General features: G+C 71.6%; 15 protein-coding genes. 2 read left to right on the forward strand and 13 right to left on the reverse strand.

The genetic code is table 11. The features are described from left to right. The 11 genes from argB to thrS form a co-directional block, all read right to left on the reverse strand. On the reverse strand, window positions 1-867 hold the full coding sequence (gene argB / locus CWOE_RS18070) for an acetylglutamate kinase (protein ID WP_012935081.1): 867 nt from the start codon (window positions 865-867) through the stop codon (window positions 1-3). After that, window positions 864-2,105 carry a bifunctional glutamate N-acetyltransferase/amino-acid acetyltransferase ArgJ gene (argJ, locus tag CWOE_RS18075; RefSeq protein ID WP_012935082.1) on the reverse strand — a complete coding sequence of 414 codons (1,242 nt, stop codon included), beginning with the start codon at window positions 2,103-2,105 and terminating at the stop codon, window positions 864-866. Before argJ ends, argB begins: the two co-directional genes overlap by 4 nt. Next, on the reverse strand, window positions 2,102-3,109 hold the full coding sequence (gene argC / locus CWOE_RS18080; RefSeq protein ID WP_012935083.1) for an N-acetyl-gamma-glutamyl-phosphate reductase: 1,008 nt from the start codon (window positions 3,107-3,109) through the stop codon (window positions 2,102-2,104). The genes argJ and argC overlap by 4 nt, the downstream gene beginning before the upstream one ends. Then, the gene (gene pheT, locus CWOE_RS18085; protein ID WP_012935084.1) at window positions 3,102-5,513 is read right to left on the reverse strand and encodes a phenylalanine--tRNA ligase subunit beta; all 2,412 of its coding nucleotides are present in this window, start codon (window positions 5,511-5,513) and stop codon (window positions 3,102-3,104) included. The genes argC and pheT overlap by 8 nt, the downstream gene beginning before the upstream one ends. A 15-nt stretch (window positions 5,514-5,528) precedes the next feature. Beyond that, window positions 5,529-6,578: a phenylalanine--tRNA ligase subunit alpha gene (pheS, locus tag CWOE_RS18090; RefSeq protein ID WP_012935085.1), complete on the reverse strand. Its 1,050-nt coding sequence runs from the start codon at window positions 6,576-6,578 to the stop codon at window positions 5,529-5,531. Beyond that, window positions 6,575-7,312, reverse strand: a complete 738-nt coding sequence (locus CWOE_RS18095) for a TrmH family RNA methyltransferase (protein WP_012935086.1) — start codon at window positions 7,310-7,312, stop codon at window positions 6,575-6,577. Before CWOE_RS18095 ends, pheS begins: the two co-directional genes overlap by 4 nt. Before the next feature lie 93 nt (window positions 7,313-7,405). Beyond that, the gene (gene rplT / locus CWOE_RS18100; RefSeq protein ID WP_012935087.1) at window positions 7,406-7,771 is read right to left on the reverse strand and encodes a 50S ribosomal protein L20; all 366 of its coding nucleotides are present in this window, start codon (window positions 7,769-7,771) and stop codon (window positions 7,406-7,408) included. Beyond that, a complete protein-coding gene (gene rpmI, locus CWOE_RS18105) occupies window positions 7,768-7,968 on the reverse strand; it encodes a 50S ribosomal protein L35 (protein ID WP_012935088.1) in 201 nt (66 codons plus the stop codon). Before rpmI ends, rplT begins: the two co-directional genes overlap by 4 nt. A gap of 62 nt (window positions 7,969-8,030) precedes the next feature. Then, complete coding sequence (locus tag CWOE_RS18110; protein WP_012935089.1) at window positions 8,031-9,134, reverse strand: glycoside hydrolase family 3 N-terminal domain-containing protein; 1,104 nt, start codon at window positions 9,132-9,134, stop codon at window positions 8,031-8,033. 34 nt (window positions 9,135-9,168) lie between these two features. Then, a complete protein-coding gene (gene infC / locus CWOE_RS33895) occupies window positions 9,169-10,242 on the reverse strand; it encodes a translation initiation factor IF-3 (RefSeq protein ID WP_012935090.1) in 1,074 nt (357 codons plus the stop codon). A gap of 128 nt (window positions 10,243-10,370) precedes the next feature. Beyond that, on the reverse strand, window positions 10,371-12,302 hold the full coding sequence (thrS, locus tag CWOE_RS18120; RefSeq protein ID WP_012935091.1) for a threonine--tRNA ligase: 1,932 nt from the start codon (window positions 12,300-12,302) through the stop codon (window positions 10,371-10,373). 223 nt (window positions 12,303-12,525) lie between these two features. Here thrS and CWOE_RS18125 point away from each other — a divergent pair, with 223 nt between their 5' ends. Further along, window positions 12,526-14,757, forward strand: a complete 2,232-nt coding sequence (locus CWOE_RS18125; protein ID WP_012935092.1) for an MMPL family transporter — start codon at window positions 12,526-12,528, stop codon at window positions 14,755-14,757. Window positions 14,758-14,826: 69 nt separating this feature from the next. Here the strand turns inward: CWOE_RS18125 and CWOE_RS33550 are convergent, their stop codons facing one another. After that, a complete protein-coding gene (locus tag CWOE_RS33550) occupies window positions 14,827-15,279 on the reverse strand; it encodes a DUF6941 family protein (RefSeq protein WP_012935093.1) in 453 nt (150 codons plus the stop codon). A gap of 129 nt (window positions 15,280-15,408) precedes the next feature. Here CWOE_RS33550 and CWOE_RS33555 point away from each other — a divergent pair, with 129 nt between their 5' ends. Continuing rightward, a complete protein-coding gene (locus CWOE_RS33555; protein WP_012935094.1) occupies window positions 15,409-15,888 on the forward strand; it encodes a cupin domain-containing protein in 480 nt (159 codons plus the stop codon). Window positions 15,889-15,891: 3 nt separating this feature from the next. On the opposite strand, the gene CWOE_RS18140 is transcribed toward CWOE_RS33555, so the two are convergent. After that, a complete protein-coding gene (locus CWOE_RS18140; RefSeq protein ID WP_012935095.1) occupies window positions 15,892-16,128 on the reverse strand; it encodes a hypothetical protein in 237 nt (78 codons plus the stop codon). Between the last annotated feature and the right edge of the window lie 92 nt (window positions 16,129-16,220).

Genomic DNA, 16,220 nt, shown 5'->3' on the forward strand with positions numbered 1-16,220 from the left:
CTAGATCGCCGGCTTGACCATCGTGCCGAGACCGGCGTCGGTGAACAGCTCCAGCAGGAGCGAGTGCGGCACGCGGCCGTCGACGATCACCGCGGAGCTGACGCCGCCGTGGATCGCCTCGATGCAGGCGGCGAGCTTCGGCCGCATGCCGCCGGCGATCTCGGGCAGCTGGCGCTCGACCTCGTCGGCCGTCACCTCGTTGATGACGCTGTCCTGGTCGGCAGGGTCGCGAAGCCACCCTCGCACGTCGGTCAGGAACATCACCTTGTACGCACCGAGCGCGCGCGCGACGGCGCCGGCCGCCTCGTCCGCGTTGATGTTGTACGAGTTGCCGTCGCGGTCGGCGCCGACCGACGCGATCACCGGGATGTAGTCCTGCGCGATGTGCGTCAGCACGTCGGTGTCGACGCGCTCGATCGAGCCGACGAAGCCGATGTCCTCGCCGTTGGGCGCGGCCTTGCGCGCCGCGCGGAACAGCATCCCGTCGTCGCCGCAGAGGCCGACGGCCGGCTGGCCGTGGCGGCCGAGGCGCAGGACGATGTCCTTGTTGACCTTGCCGACGAGCACCATCTTGGCGATCTCGACGGTGTCGGCGTCGGAGACGCGCAGCCCGGAGACGAACTCGACCGGCAGGCCGAGGCGGTCCATGTAGGCGGTGATGTCGGGCCCGCCGCCGTGGACGACGATCGGGTTGATCCCGACGTACTTCATCAGCACGACGTCGCGCGCGAACTCCTCGCGCAGCGCGGGGTCGACCATCGCCGCCCCGCCGTACTTGATGACGACGGTCTTGCCGTGGAACTCACGGATGTAGGGCAGCGCCTCGAGCAGTGTCGCGACGTCGCGTATCGGTGCAGTGGGGCTCATGTCGTGTAGTCCGCGTTGATCGTCACGTACTCGTGTCCGAGGTCGGAGAAGAAGACCTCGGTCTCGGCGCCCTCGCCCGGGAGGGCGATCACGTACTCGACCTCGCTCCCTCCGACGGCGGCGTTCAGCGCGGCCTCGTCGAAGCGCAGGCCGGCGCCGTCGGCGAGGACGGTCACGCCCTCGATCGCGATGTCGAACGGCAGCGGCGCGGTGTCGAGCAGCGCGGCCCCGACCGCCTGCGCGATCCGGCCCCAGTTCGGGTCGCCGCCGTGCAGCGCGGTCTTGACGAGCGGCGAGTTGGCGACGGTCCGCGCGACGCGCTCGACCGCCTCGGGGTCCTCGCCGTGCACGACGACGCGGCCGATCCGCTTGGAACCCTCGCCGTCGGCGACGATCTGCAGCGCGAGCTGGCGCAGGAGCGCGTCGAGCGCCTCCCCCAGCTTCAGCTCGTCCTCGCTCTCGGGCTCGACCCTCACGCCGCTGGCGCCGCTCGCCATCAGGACGACCGTGTCGTTGGTCGACAGCTGGCCGTCGACCGAGATGCGGTCGAACGAGCGCTTGACGGTCACGCCGAGCAGCAGGTTCGCGGTGTCGGCATCGAGCAGCGCGTCGGTCTGCACGAAGCAGAGCATCGTCGCGAAGTTCGGCTGGATCATCCCCGCGCCCTTGCACTGGGCGGAGAGCCGCACGTCGCCGGACGGCAGCTCGACGAGCAGCGACGCGCGCTTGGCGAATCTGTCGGTCGTGCGGATCGCGTCGGCGAAGTCGCCGTCGCCGTCGGTGCGCAGCTCGCCGTGGGCCGTCTCGAGGCCGCCGAGCACGCGGTCGAGCTGGAGCGGCACGCCGATCACGCCGGTCGAGCCGAGCGCGACCTGCGTCGCGTCGACGCCGACGACGCGGCTCGCCGCCTGCTGCGTCGCGGCGGCGTCCTCGACCCCCTGCGCGCCAGTCGCGGCGTTCGCGTTGCCGGAGTTGGCGACGACTGCGCGGAGGTTCGCCAAGTCGGTCCGCTCCTTCGTGACGACGACCGGTGCCGCGAGCACCCCGGAGCGCGTGAAGCGTGCGGCGCTGACGGCGTCGTCGGCGTCGCAGACGAGCAGGCCGAGGTCCTTCACCCCGTCAGCCTTGACGCCGCTGGCGACGCCGGCGGCGCGGAAGCCGCGTGCGAGCCCGCCTTCGGTCTCGTGCACGTGGCCGGGCCGCGGGACCCAGCGGGAGGTGAAGAAACCGCTGCTCATGACAAACCTTCCGCCTCGTCGTAGCCGAACATCAGGTTGAGGTTCTGGACCGCCTGCGAGGAGGTCCCCTTCCAGAGGTTGTCGATCGCTGCGAAGACGAGCACGCGGCCGGAGCGCGCATCGCGCGTCACCTTGATCCGCGCGATGTTCGTCTCGCGCACGTCACGCACGCCGGGCGAGGCGCCGGTCAGCTCGACGAACCGCTCGCCCGCGTAGTGCTCGGCGTAGAGGTCGAGCAGCTCCTGCTCGGTCACGTCGCGGCTCGGCCGCACGTAGGCAGAGATCAGCTCGCCCTGGTCGAGCGGCAGCAGGTGCGGGACGAACGTGACCGTGACCTCGGCGCCGAGCACCGCCAGCTCCTGGTCGATCTCGGGCGCGTGGCGGTGGCCGGCGAGCCCGTACGCGGCGACGTTCTCGTCGACCGTCACGAAGTGGGTCTTCTCGGTCGCAGCGCGGCCGGCGCCGGAGACGCCGGTCTTCGCGTCGATCACGACGTCGTCGACCAGCCCGGCGCGCGCCAGCGGCGCGAGGCCGAGCAGCGCGGCGGTCGGGAAGCAGCCGGGGTTGGCGACGACGTCGGCCTCCGCGATCCGCTCGCGGTAGCCCAGCTCCGGCAGGCCGTAGGCGGCGCTGCCGAACAGCTGCGGCGCGGCGTGCGGTCCGTACCACTGCTCGTACGTCGGCAGGTCGGTGAGGCGGAAGTCGGCCGACAGGTCGATCACGCGCACGCCGCGCTCGCGCAGGCCGGCGACGACCGGTGCGGCGGCGTGGTGCGGGTAGGCGACGATCGCCGCGTCGACGTCGCCGTGGCGGTCGAGGTCCAGCTCCACCATCTCCAGCGGGACGCGGTGGCGCGGGTACAGCTCGTCGAGCCTCCGGCCGACGTCGGAGCGCGACGTGATCGTGCGCAGCTCGAAGCGCGGGTGGCGCTGCAGCAGCGCGGCGGCGAGCGCGCCGGCGTAGCCCGACGCGCCGAAGACGGAGACGCTGGTGGAGCTAGGCACGGAGGCTGCCCCCCAGACCCGCGAGCGCCTCCTCGATCGCGCTGCGCCGCTCCGCCACCTCGTCGTCGGTCAGCGTCCGCTCGGGCGAGCGGAACGCGAGCCGCAGCGCGAGCGAGACCTTGCCCTCGCCGACCTGCGCGCCACGGTAGACGTCGAACACCTCGGCGTCGGCGAGCAGCGGCCCGCCGGCCTCGCGCACGATCCGCACGACCTCGCCCGCCGGCACGTCGTCGGCGAGCACGACCGCGAGGTCCTGCCGCACCTCCGGGAAGCTCGTGTAGTCCGCGTAGACGGCGGGTCCGGCGACGGCGCCGATCACGGCGCTGAGGTCGAGCGTGAAGGCGGCCGTCCGCTCCAGGTCCCAGTCGGCGGCGATCGCCGGATGGATCTCGCCCAGCCAGCCGACGCGGTGGCCGCCCGCGAGCACGCTCGCGGCACGCCCCGGGTGCAGGAACGGCTCGGCGCCCGGCTCGACGCTCCAGTCGACCCGCAGCGCGTCGAGCAGGTGCGCGAGCACACCCTTGGCGGCGAAGAAGTCGGACTCCGGCGGCTGCGGCTCGCGCCACGTCGCGGGGCGCGCGGCGCCGGTCAGCAGCACGCCGAGCAGGTGCGGCTCGTGCGGCAGCTCGCCATTCCCCGCGGGCAGGTAGACGGCACCGGACTCGAAGATCGCGACGTCAGCGATGCCGTGCGTCACGTTGCGGCGCGCGACGTCGAGCAGCCCGCCGATCAGCGTCGTGCGCAGCAGCCCGTGCTCGGCCGACATCGGGTTCTCGACCGCGATCGCGGCGCGGCGCGGGTCCTCCGCCGGCAGCCGCAGTCTGTCGGCCAGCTCGGGCGGGCTCCAGCTCCAGCCGATCACCTCGTGCAGGCCGGCGCCGGCGAGCGTGTCGGCAGCGCGGCGGCGCAGCTGCTGCCACGGCGTCAGCCGGCCGGCCGCGCCGCGGCGCAGCGGCAGCGTCGCCGGCAGCTTGTCGACGCCGTCGATCCGCGCGACCTCCTCGATCAGGTCGGCCTCGCGCGTGACGTCGTTGCGCCGGAAATGGGGAACGGTCACGTCGAGGCCGTCGGCCGCGTCGGCGGTGCCGAAGCCGAGCGCGCTCAGGATCTCGGCGCTGCGGCTGCGCGGAACCTCGGCGCCGAGCAGCCCGGAGACGCGCGCGTCGCGCAGCCGGATCGTCGCGTGCGCGCCGTCCCAGCCGGCCGAGCCGGCGACGTCGAGCGTGCCGGGGCGCACCGTCGCGCCGGTCAGCTCGACCATCAGCCGCGTCGCGACCGTTTGCGCCTCCATCGCCTGCTCGGGCGAGAGGCCCTTCTCGAAGCGGCCGGACGCCTCGCTGCGCAGACCCAGCCGCGTCGACGTGCGCTGGATGTTCGGGCCGTTCCAGCTGGCCGATTCCATCAGCACGCGCGTCGTCCCGTCGTGGACCTCCGAGCGCGCGCCGCCCATCACGCCGGCGAGCGAGGTCGGGCCGTCCGCGTCGCAGATCACGACCATGTCGGCGTCGAGTCTGCGCGTCTCGCCGTCGAGCGTCTCCAGCACGTCGCCGTCACGCCCGTCGCGGACCGTCAGGCGCCCGCCCGCGACGCGGTCGAGGTCGAACGCGTGGAGCGGATGCCCGGTCAGCAGCATCGCGTAGTTGGTGATGTCGACGACGTTCGAGATCGGCCGCTGGCCGGCGGCCATCAGCCGCGCCTTGAGCCAGTGCGGCGAGGGGCCGATCGTGACGTTGTCGAAGATCCGCACGGTGAAGCGCGGGCAGCGCTCCGTCTCGACCGCGACCTCGGCGCCCTCCAACGGGCCGTCGCTGCCGAGATCCTGCTCCCACGGCGCGCTGCCGAGCGGCGCACCGGTCGCGGCGTGGACCTCGCGTGCGACGCCGTAGACGCCGAGGCAGTCGGGCCGGTTGGGCGTGACCTCCAGCTCCAGCACGTCGGTCGAGAGCGGCAGCACGTTGCCGAGCGGCGTGCCGGGGATCAGGTCGCCGTCCAGCTCCATGATCCCGCTGTGGTCGACGCCGATGTCGACCTCGGACTCGCCGAGGATCATCCCGTGCGAGACGACCCCGCGCAGCTTCGCCTTCTTCAGCTTCGTGCCGTCCGGCAGCCGCGCGCCGGGGCGCGCGAGCGCGACGGTGATGCCTGCGCGCGCGTTCGGCGCACCGCAGACGACCTGCACCGGCTCGTCCTCGCCGACGTCGAGCTGCGTGACGCGCAGGCGGTCGGCGTCGGGGTGCTGCTCGGCTTCGAGCACACGCGCGACGACGAACGACTCCTCCGACGGGACGCCGTGGTGGAGCACGCGCTCGACCTCGGTGCCCGTCAGTGCCAGGCGGGTCGCCAGCGCGTCGGCGCCGAGGTCGGGATGGCAGTGCTCATGGAGCCAGGAAAGCGGGACCTTCATCGCGATGGCCTCCTGTCAGAACTGCCGCAGGAAGCGGAGGTCGTTGTCGTAGAAGAGGCGCAGGTCGGAGACGCCGTGCTTGAGGAACGCGATCCGCTCGACGCCCATGCCGAACGCGAAGCCCTGGATCTTCTCCGGGTCGTAGCCGTGCTCTCTGACGTGGCCGAAGACGTTCGGATCGACCATCCCGGCGCCGAGGATCTCGATCCAGCCGGTGCCCTTGCAGAGGCCGCAGCGCGAACCGTCCTTGAGGTGGCCGGTGCCGTCGCAGCGGAAGCAGGAGACGTCGATCTCGACGCTCGGCTCGGTGAACGGGAAGAAGTGCGGCCGCAGGCGGACCTCGCGCTCGTCGCCGAAGATCGCGCGGGCGAACTGCAGCAGCGTCCCCTTGAGGTCGGCGAGCGTGATGTCCTCGTCGACCGCGAGCCCTTCGATCTGGTGGAACTGCGGCGTGTGCGTCGCGTCGGAGTCGCGCCGGTAGACGCGGCCGGGCACGATCAGGAACAGCGGCGGCGGCTGCAGCTCCATCGCGCGCACCTGCATCGGCGAGGTGTGCGTGCGCAGGACGACGTCGTCGGCGACGTAGAAGGTGTCGCTCTTGAGCCGCGCCGGGTGCGCCGCGTCGTGGTTGAGCGCGTCGAAGTTGTAGTAGACGCGCTCGACCTCCGGCCCCTCGGCGACGGTGAAGCCCATCCCGACGAAGACGTCCTCGATCTCGCGCCGCGTCTGGCTCAGCAGGTGCAGGCCGCCGGCGGCCGGCAGCGGCGCGCCTGGCAGCGTCACGTCGACCCGGTCGGCGGCGAGCTGCACGTCCAGCTCGGCGGCGGCGAGGTCGGCGTTGCGCGCATCGATCAGCGCCTCCAGCGCCTTGCGTGCCTCGTTGGCCGCCTTGCCGACCGCGCCGCGCTGCTCCGGCGGCAGCTGCGCGACGCCGCGCAGCATGTTCGGCAGCTCGGCCTTGCGCCCGAGCCATCTGACGCGCGCGTGCTCCAGCGCGTCGGTCGTGGCGGCGGCGGCGACCTCGGCCTCCCCCGCTCTCTTCAGCTCGTCGATCCGCTCGATCATGCGGCGCTCATCCTATGGTCCCCGGCATCCTCGCCGCGCGTTGCCTCGTACAGTGCGATCGTCGCCGCCATCGCGGCGTTCAGCGACTCCGAGCGGATCGGGATTCGCGCCGTCCGGTCGCATGCCTCCAGCAGCGCCTCGGGCAGCCCGGCGCGTTCGGCGCCGATCAGCAGCGTCGCCGGCTCGCCGAGCGGGCCGTGCAGCGGACCGGAGCCGGCGTGCGCGTCGAGCGCGATCGTCGTGCCGGGCAGCGCGGCGACGTCGCCACTTGCGCGGGCGAGCGGCACCTGGAAGACCGCGCCCATGCTCGCGCGCACCGCCTTCGGGCCGAACGGGTCGGCGCAGCCGGGCCCGAGCGCGACCGACGCCGCACCGAACGCGAGCGCGGAGCGCAGCACGGTGCCGACGTTGCCGGGGTCGGCGATCCCGTGCAGGTAGACGCACAGCGGACCCGCAGGGGCGTCGGCCCAGCGCTGCTCGTAGACGGCGAGCGCGCGCGTGCCGGAGCCGAGCTGGGAGACGTGCGCGAGCACGTCCGCCTCGACCTCCGTGCCGGGCAGGCCGCTGCCCGCCGCGCAGTAGCGCTCGACGGGACGCCAACCGGCCTCGTCGGCGGCGGCGAGCAGGTCCTCTCCCTCGGCGACGAAGCGGCCGCTCTCGTCGCGGCCGCGCTTGCGCGCGAGGCGCCGCAGCTCCTTCAGTCGCTCGTTGTGGGGTGAGGTGATCGGTGGCATCCGGGATGGTGGGTTCGGGACGGGTCCTTAAACAGAAAGGGCGCCGTCCTGGTGGAGTCGGCGCCCGTTCGGGAGATGCTGGCTGGGATTCGGCTAGGCAGCCGCCGCCAACGCCTCACGGGCCTTGTCGGCAAAACGTCGGAACGCCTCGGCGTCACGGACGGCGATGTCCGCGAGGATCTTGCGATCGACTTCGACGCCGGCCAGCTGCAGGCCGTGCATGAACTGCGAGTACGACAGGTCGTTCATCCGCGCGGCCGCGTTGATGCGCGTGATCCACAGGCGACGGAAGTCGCGCTTGCGGTTGCGGCGATCGCGGTAGCGGTACTGGTCCGCCTTGAGGAGGGCTTCCTTCGCGCGTCTGTAGTTGTGGTTCGCCTCGCCACGGAAGCCTCTGGTCATCTCCAGGACTTCACGGCGCTTCTTGCGCGCGTGGACGGACCGCTTGACGCGGGTCACTTGCCCACCCCGAGCAGCTTCTTCACGCGCGGCGCGTCGTGATCGGAGATCTGCGCCGGTCTACCGAGACGCCGCTTACGCTTCGGCGACTTCTTCTCGAGTATGTGGCTGGTGAAGGCGTGGCGGCCACGGACCTTGCCCTTGGCCGACACCTTGAAGCGCTTCTTGGCGCCGGAATGAGTCTTCATCTTGGGCATTGGGACGGAGAAGTAAAGCAAACTCGGCGAGATCCTGCGGATTCACCGGCCCGGCGGCGGCCTCACCGCAGCCCGGCGCGGAGCGCGAGCACCCGGTCGGCGCCCGCGTCGATGCTCGCACGTTCGATCGCGCCGCTCCGGACCGCGCGCACGAGCGCCGCGGCACCGCGGTCGGCGGCGGCCGCGGTCTGGCAGAACAGCAGCAGGTCGTTGCCGGCGCGGACCGACGCGAGCGCCTTGCGCTCGGGCGTCAGGTGCGCGATCGCGGAGACCTCGAGGTCGTCGGTGACGGTCACCCCTCTGAAGCCGACGACGTCGCGCAGCTCGCGGGTCGTGACGCGCTCGGAGAACATCGCCGGGCGCTCGTCGAGCGCGGGGTAGATCCCCGTCGAGACCATCACGAACGGGACGCCGCGGCGGGCGGCGTCTCTGAACGGCGCCTCGTCGGTCGCGCGCAGCAAGTCGAGCGGGACGTCGATGCGGTTGAGCCGCTCGTCCTCGTTCGCCGGGCCGCGGCCGAGGCCAGGGAAGTGCTTGGCGGTCGCGAGCACGCCGCCGTCTCTCAGTCCGTCGGCGAACGCGCCGCCGATCCGGCTGACGCCGGCGGCGGTGGCGGCGTAGGAGCGCTCGGTGGAGCGCTGATAGGAGCCCGGCAGCCCGAGGTCGAGCACCGGCGCGAGGTTGACGTTGACCCCCACCCCGCTCAGGTTGCGGGCGGTCGCGAGACCGGCGCGACGGGCGAGCGCGGGATCGTTACGCGCGCCGAGGTCGCCGGCCGACTGCGCCGGCGCACCCGGGAGCCGCTTCACGAGCCCGCCCTCCTGGTCGATCATGATCAGCAGCGGGCGGTCGCGCAGCGCGCGCGGGCCGCGCCGCCGCTCGGCCTGGAGCCGGTCGGTCAGCGCGCGCAGCTGCGCGCGCGAGCCGACGTTGCGCGCGAACAGGATCACGCCCGCGAGCTGCCCGCGGCGGATCTGCCGCGCGAGCGCGTCGGGCACGGTCGTGCCGGGCAGCGAGCCGATCATCCGCTGCCCGACCGCCTGGTCGAGCGGAAGCGACGCCGCCGGACCGGCAGCGGTCGCGACGGGTGTCGGCGACGCAGCGGGTGCGGCGCCGGTGACGGCGCCGACCGCGGTCGCGAAGGCGGCGAGCAGCGTGGCGATCATCGAGACGACATCGCCACGCGGGCGCCGCGAACGGTCAGCTGCCGGACGCTGCGGGAGCGTCGGCCGGAGCTCTCGCGGCTCTCGCCGCTCTCGCTCTGGCGGGTCTTGCTCTCGCTCTGGCCGCCGGTCTCTCGGCTTCCGCCGCAGGCGCGGCAGCGCCGTCGGACTTCGGCTCGGCCGGCGCCTCGGCTCTCGCCTTCGGCTCAGCTCTCGCAGGTGCCTCAGCTCTCGCAGGCGCCTCAGCTCTCGCAGGCGCCTCAGCCTCGGATCTCGCCTCGGCCGGAGTGGCTTCGGGAGCGGCAGCCTCGGGCGCAGCGGTCTCAGCCTCAGCCTTGGCCGACTCGGGCGCAGCAGCTCTCTCGGCCGCAGCAGCTCTCTCTGCCGCAGCAGGTCTCTCTGCCGCAGCCGGTCTCGCGGCAGCCGCGGCGGCTCTCGCGTCCGGCGCCTCGCCGTTGACCGACGCAGCGGGCTCTTCAGCCTTCGCGGGCGTAGAGGCCTTCTCCGGAGCGGAGCCCTTCTCGGCTCTTCTCGGCGCGCTGCCGCCCTCGCCCTCGGCGAGCACGGCCTTCGACGGGCCGAGCATCATCGTCATGTTGCGGCCGTCCTGGATCGGACGCTGCTCGACGACGGCCAGATCGGCCAGCTCCTCGGCAAGTCTCTCCAACAGAATCTGACCACGCTCGGGATGCGTCACCTCGCGCCCACGGAACATGATCGTGACCTTGACCTTGTCCTTGTGCTTGAGGAAGCGGGTGACGTGCCCCTTCTTCGTGTCGTAGTCGTTCTGCGCGATCTTCGGGCGGAACTTGATCTCGCGGATCGTGATCTGCTGCTGGTGCTTGCGCGCCGCCTTCTGCTTCTGCGCCTGCTCGTATCTGTACTTCGAGTAGTCCAGGATGCGGCAGACGGGCGGGCGCGCGTCGGCGGCGACCTCGACGAGGTCGAGATCGCGCTCCTGCGCCATCCTCAGGGCATCGGCCGTCTTGAGGATGCCGATCTGCTGGCCGTCCTCGCCGATGAGGCGCACCTCGGGAACGCGGATGCGCTCGTTGATGCGCGTGGTGTCCCGCTCAGGCGGGCGCCGGTCGAAACGTCGCGGGACCGGCACTAGGAAGCGTCGTTCTGTCGCGTCAAGGCTTGCGCGACGTGTTTGTCGTAAGCATCAAGGTGCGTGAGTATAGCGTCGCCAGCAACGCCGGATGAGGACTTCCGCATCTTCGGTGTCTGGTGCCGACGCTAGGCCGAGCGCTGCTCCGTCTCGCTCACGACGCGGGCGACGAACTCGGCGACCGGGAGGCTGCCCTCGTCGCCCTCGCGATGACGCCGCAGCGCCACCTCGCCGGCTTCCCGCTCTCTGTCGCCGATCACGAGCATGTACGGGATCTTCTGCAGCTCCGCGTCGCGGATCTTGCGGCCGACCGACTCGGTGCGGTCGTCCAGCTCGACGCGCACGCGCGCCGCCCGCAGCTGCGCGACGACGTCGCGCGCGTAGTCGGCGTGACGGTCAGCGATCGGCAGCACGATCGCCTGCACGGGCGCCAGCCAGACCGGGAACTCGCCCGCCCAGTGCTCGATCAGCATGCCGATGAAGCGCTCGTAGGAGCCCATCGCCGCGCGGTGGATCATCACCGGGCGGTGCTCTCTGTCGTCGGCGCCGACGTAGGTCAGCTCGAACCGCTCCGGGAACGAGTAGTCGAGCTGGACGGTGCCGAGCTGCCACGAGCGGCCGATCGAGTCGGTCACGTGGAAGTCGATCTTCGGCCCGTAGAAGGCGCCGTCGCCCTCGTTCACGCGGTATCTGAGGCCCTGCTGCTCCAGCGCCGCTCTGAGCTTGCCCTCGGCGCGGTCCCACATCTCGTCCGTGCCGATCCGCCGCTCGGGCCGGGTCGACAGCTCGACGTCGATCTCGAAGCCGAAGCGGCCGAGCGTGTCGAAGATCAGATCGAGGCAGGCGACGACCTCGCCGTGGACCTGCTCCTCGGTGCAGAAGATGTGGGCGTCGTCCTGCGCGAAGTGGCGGACGCGCATGAGGCCGTGAAGCGTTCCCGACGGCTCGTTGCGGTGCAGCAGACCGGGCTCGCTGTAGCGCACGGGCAGCTCGCGGTACGAGTGCCGCTGGCTTCTGAACAGGTGCGCGTGGCCGGGGCAGTTCATCGGCTTGACCGCGAGGTCGCGGTCCTCCGCATGCGTGACGAACATGTTCTCGCGGTACTTGTCCCAGTGCCCCGAGGTTCTCCACAGCTCGCTGTCGAAGATCAGCGGCGTCTTGACCTCCTGGTAGCCGCGCGGCTCGTTCATCTCGCGCGTGAACGCGACGAGCGAGTTCCACAGCGACGTGCCGCGCGGGAGCCAGAAGGCGGAGCCGGGCGAGACAGCCGAGAACTGGAACAGCTTCAGCTCTCTGCCGAGGCGGCGGTGGTCGCGCTTCTTCGCCTCCTCCAGCCGCTCCAGGTGGGCGGCGAGATCGTCCTTGGAGAAGAACGCGGTGCCGTAGATGCGCGTCAGCATCGTGCGGCTCGCGTCGCCGCGCCAGTAGGCGCCCGCGACAGACTGCAGCTTGAACGCCTTGATCCGCTTCGTGCCGGGGCCGTGCGGGCCGCGGCAGAGGTCGGTGAACGGGCCGTTGGTATAGAGCGAGACGGTCTCGACCGGGTCGCCGGCGTCGGCGTTCTTGACCAGGTCCTCGATCAGCTCGACCTTGTACGGCTGGTTCTCGCGCACGAACCGCTCCAGCGCCTCGCCGACCGACACGTCCTCGCGCACGAACCGCTCGTCCGCCTTCACGTGCTCGCGCATCTTCTGCTCGATGCGCTCGAAGTCGGCGTCGGAGACGACGGTCCCGTCGGGGAACTCGAAGTCGTAGTAGAAGCCGTTCTCGATCGGCGGGCCGATCGAGATCTTCACGCCCGGGTAGAGGTCGATCACCGCGGCGGCGAGCACGTGCGCGGTGTCGTGCCGCAGCAGCTCCAGCGCCTCGTCGCTCGACGGCGTGACGATCTCCAGCCGCGCGCCGTCGTGCAGGGGGGCGGAGAGGTCGCGCAGCGCGCCGTCGACCTTGACCGCGAGCGCGGCGCGCGCGAGGCCGGCGCCGATCGCGGCGGCGGCGTCGGCGCCGGTCGCGCCGTCGTCGAGCTGAAGCTCGGTTCCGTCTGGCAGGAGGGCCTTCATCGGCTCGCCATGGTACGCGAAGCGGGCGCGCCGCCGCGACCGCACCCGCCTGGCGCCGCGACGCGCATGCCGGGCTCCCTCCCGGGCGGCCCTGGGGCTGGCACCACCCCCGCTCGGGGCCTGACCACACCCGCGCTCGCCGGGGGTCCTCATGGGCACGCCGGACAGCGGTTGGAAGTCTGCTCGCAAGCACTGAGTCAAGGGCCACAAGGGGTTGTGAGCAATGCAGAAAGAGAACTTCGCAGCGCGCGCCGGAAGGTGGAGCGCTCAGCATCGGAAGAAGGCGATCTTCGGCTGGATCGCGTTCGTGATCGTCGCCTTCATGGCCGGCAACATGGTCGGCACGCAGGCACCCAAGGACGGCGAAGGCGGGCCAGGCGAGTCGGGCCGCGCCGAGCAGGTCCTGTACGACAGCTTCCCGGAGAGCGCGACCGAGACGATCCTCGTCCAGTCGCCGGGGCTGACCGCGGACGATCCAGCCTTCAGAGCGGCCGTGGACGACGTCGTCAGACGGATGGACGGGCTGCCGGAGGTCAGATCGGTCGACTCGCCCTACGAACAGGGCAACGAGGGACAGATCGCGCAGAGAGGCCACGCGGCGATCGTCCAGGTCGAGCTGACGAAGACCGAGGACGACGCCGAGGACGACGTCGGCGCGCTGCTCGCGCAGACGAGAGCGGCGCAGAGCGCGCACCCCGACCTGCGGATCGAGCAGTTCGGCGGCGCCAGCGCCGGCAAGGCGCTGTCGAAGATGTTCGGCGACGACTTCAAGAAGGCCGAGTTCCTCTCGATCCCCGTCACGCTGATCATCCTCGTGTTCGCGTTCGGCGCGTTCATCGCGGCGGGGATCCCGCTGCTGCTCGCACTGTCCGCCGTGATGGCGACGCTCGGGCTCGTCGCGCTCGGCTCGCACGTCTTCCCGGTCGAGGAGAACGTCGCCTCGGTCGTGCTGCTGATCGGCCTCGCGGTCGGGGTCGACTACACGCTCTTCTACCTGCGACGGGAACGCGAGGAACGCGCGGCCGGCCGCAGCGAGGAGGCGGCGCTGCAAGCCGCCGCGGCGACGTCGGGCCGCGCGGTCCTGATCTCCGGCCTGACCGTGATGATCGCGATGGCCGGCATGTTCATCACCGGCGACCCGACCTTCGTCGGCATGGGCATGGGCGCGATCATGGTCGTCGGCGTCTCGCTCGTCGCGTCGCTGACGGTCCTCCCCGCGATCCTCTCCAAGCTCGGCGACAAGGTCGACCGGGGCCGCATACCGTTCCTGATGCGCAAGCGCGACGTCTCCAAGACGCCGCGGATGTGGACCGCCGTCATCGACGCGGTGCTGCGCAAGCCGCTCGTCTCGATGCTGCTCGCCGGCGGACTGCTGCTGGCGCTGTGCATCCCGGTGCTCGGGATGAAGACGTCGGTCCCCGGGATCGAGACGCTGCCGCGCTCGCTGCCGGTGATGCAGACCTATGACCGGATCCAGGCCGTCTTCCCCGGCAAGGAGATCGAGGCCGAGATGGCCGTCAGCGGGGCCGGCGACCTCAGCACCCCGCAGGCGCAGGCGGCGCTGGCGAGATTCCGCAGAGCGGCCGTCGCCAGCGGCGTGATCCACGAGCCGATCCAGATCGAGCTGTCGAGATCGAGAGACGTCGCCCGCGTGCTGCTGCCGATCGACGGCGACGGCACGAACCAGAGATCGCAGGACGCGCTGGCGGTGCTGCGCGGCGAGCTGGCGCCGGCGCTGCGGGCAGATCTGAAGAACGCCGAGACGCCGGTCGCCGGCACGACCGCCGGCACGAAGGACTTCAACGACCTGATGAACGAGCGGATCCCGTACGTGTTCGCGTTCGTCCTGTCGCTGGCGTTCCTGCTGCTGCTGGTGACGTTCCGCTCGATCGTGCTCGCGGTCAAGGCGATCCTGCTGAACCTGCTGTCGGTCGGTGCGGCGTACGGCGTGCTGGTGCTCGTCTTCCAGCACACGTGGGCGGAGAAGCTGCTCGACTTCGAGTCGACCGGCGCGATCACGTCATGGCTGCCGCTGTTCCTGTTCGTCGTCCTGTTCGGCCTCTCGATGGACTACCACGTGTTCATCCTCAGCCGGGTGCGGGAGGCGTACGACCGCGGCATGTCGACCGAGCAGGCGGTCGCGCACGGGATCAAGTCGACCGCGTCGACCGTCACCAGCGCGGCGATCATCATGGTCGCGGTCTTCTCGATCTTCGCCACCCTCTCGGCGATCGAGTTCAAGCAGCTCGGGATCGGGCTCGCGGTCGCGATCCTGATCGACGCGACGATCGTTCGCGCGGTGCTGCTGCCCGCGACGATGAAGCTGCTCGACGACTGGAACTGGTACCTGCCGCGCTGGCTGGAGTGGCTGCCGCGCGTCACGCACGAGCCCTCCGTCGAGGGTGGCGCGATGGCACCGCAGGACGAGCGTCAGCGGGAGCTGGCGGGCGTCTGAGTCAGCTGGGAGGCAGACGGACGAGCCGGACGGGACGGGGCGCAGCACAGGCCCCGTCCCGCCGCCGTTCTACTCCTCCCGCGCGCGCGTCGCGAACGGCAGGCGCCAGCCGTCGTGGACGCCGCCGTCGACCGACAGCCGCCACTCGTAGTGGGTGCCCGGCTCCAGCGGCAGCATCCCGCCGTTGAGCGCGAACGGGACGCGCTGGACGCTCCCGGGCTTCGCGTCCTCGGGATGTCCCAGCTCGAACGAGCCCTCGAAGAAGACCTCCTGCATCCCGTCGGGCGTCCGGCACATGACGGCGGTCCCGTCCATGTCGATCAGCTCGAAGCGGAACGTGTGCAGCTGGTCGGCGAGGTGCCAGGGGACCTCGAACAGACCGGCGATCGCGAACGGAGAGGGCTCGGGTCCGGTGACCGACCAGCCGCCGCCGATCACGTTCAGCTTGCCGTCGGCGACCTGCGCGTAGTCGGCCAGCATCACGTTGACGCGCAGTCCGTCGTCGAACCCGATCGATTCCATCGTCCGTCCCCCGTTCTCCCGGCCGGTCCGGCTCCCCTGAGCAGGCTCCGGCGTGAATCATCGCCGGTCCGGCGCCGGTGCGGTGGATTCTCCGGCGGCAGCGACGGTGACGCACGTCATCATGGTGCGATGCGACGTGTGAGTCTCTCCGATCCCGCGCTCGAGCTCGATTCCGGCGAGCCGGACGGCTTCCGCGCCGCGATGTTCCGCTTCGGCGCGCTGCTCGGCGCGGAGCGGACGAGCGCGAGTCTGTACGAGCTGCCGCCGGGACAGGCGGTCTGTCCGTACCACTACGAGTACGGCGAGGAGGAGTGGATGGTCGTGCTCTCCGGGCACCCGTCGGTGCGCACGCCGCAGGGGACCGAGCGGCTCGACCCGCTCGACGTCGTCTTCTTCCCGATCGGTCCCGACGGCGCCCACCAGGTGCGCAACGACGGCGACGCGCCCGCGCGCGTGCTGATGTGGTCGACCGTCGTCGTCCCGAGCGGCAGCGCGTACCCGGACAGCGGCAAGGTCTCGCTCCGCACCGGCGACCCGGCGGAGGACGCGATCGTGGAGCGGTCGAGCGTCGTCGACTACTACCACGGCGAGCCGGGCGTCGAGCGCTAGATGTCAGCCGGGAACGTCGATCCAGCGCACCACGCGGCCATCGCGCAGCTCGTGGTAGGACGGCGGCGCCGGCGGCGGGTCGCGCGAGAGGCGGTCGATCACCGCGGCGGGACCGTGGAGGTGCTCCTCGACCGCGGTCGTCCAGTGGACGCCGGGATCGAGCAGGCGCTCCAGCCGCGTCCAGTCGCGGCGCTCGATCGCCGTGAGGACGTCGCCGACCGCCGGGACCTGCTCCGCCATCGCCGCCCCGCCTAGATGGTTGATGCCACGGCGGGCGTGGTCGGATGTGCGTGGATCGTGGATGCCGGGCGTCGCCCGCCGAGCCGACATCG

It is taken from the genome of Conexibacter woesei DSM 14684 (genome assembly GCF_000025265.1).
Classification (GTDB): domain Bacteria; phylum Actinomycetota; class Thermoleophilia; order Solirubrobacterales; family Solirubrobacteraceae; genus Conexibacter; species Conexibacter woesei.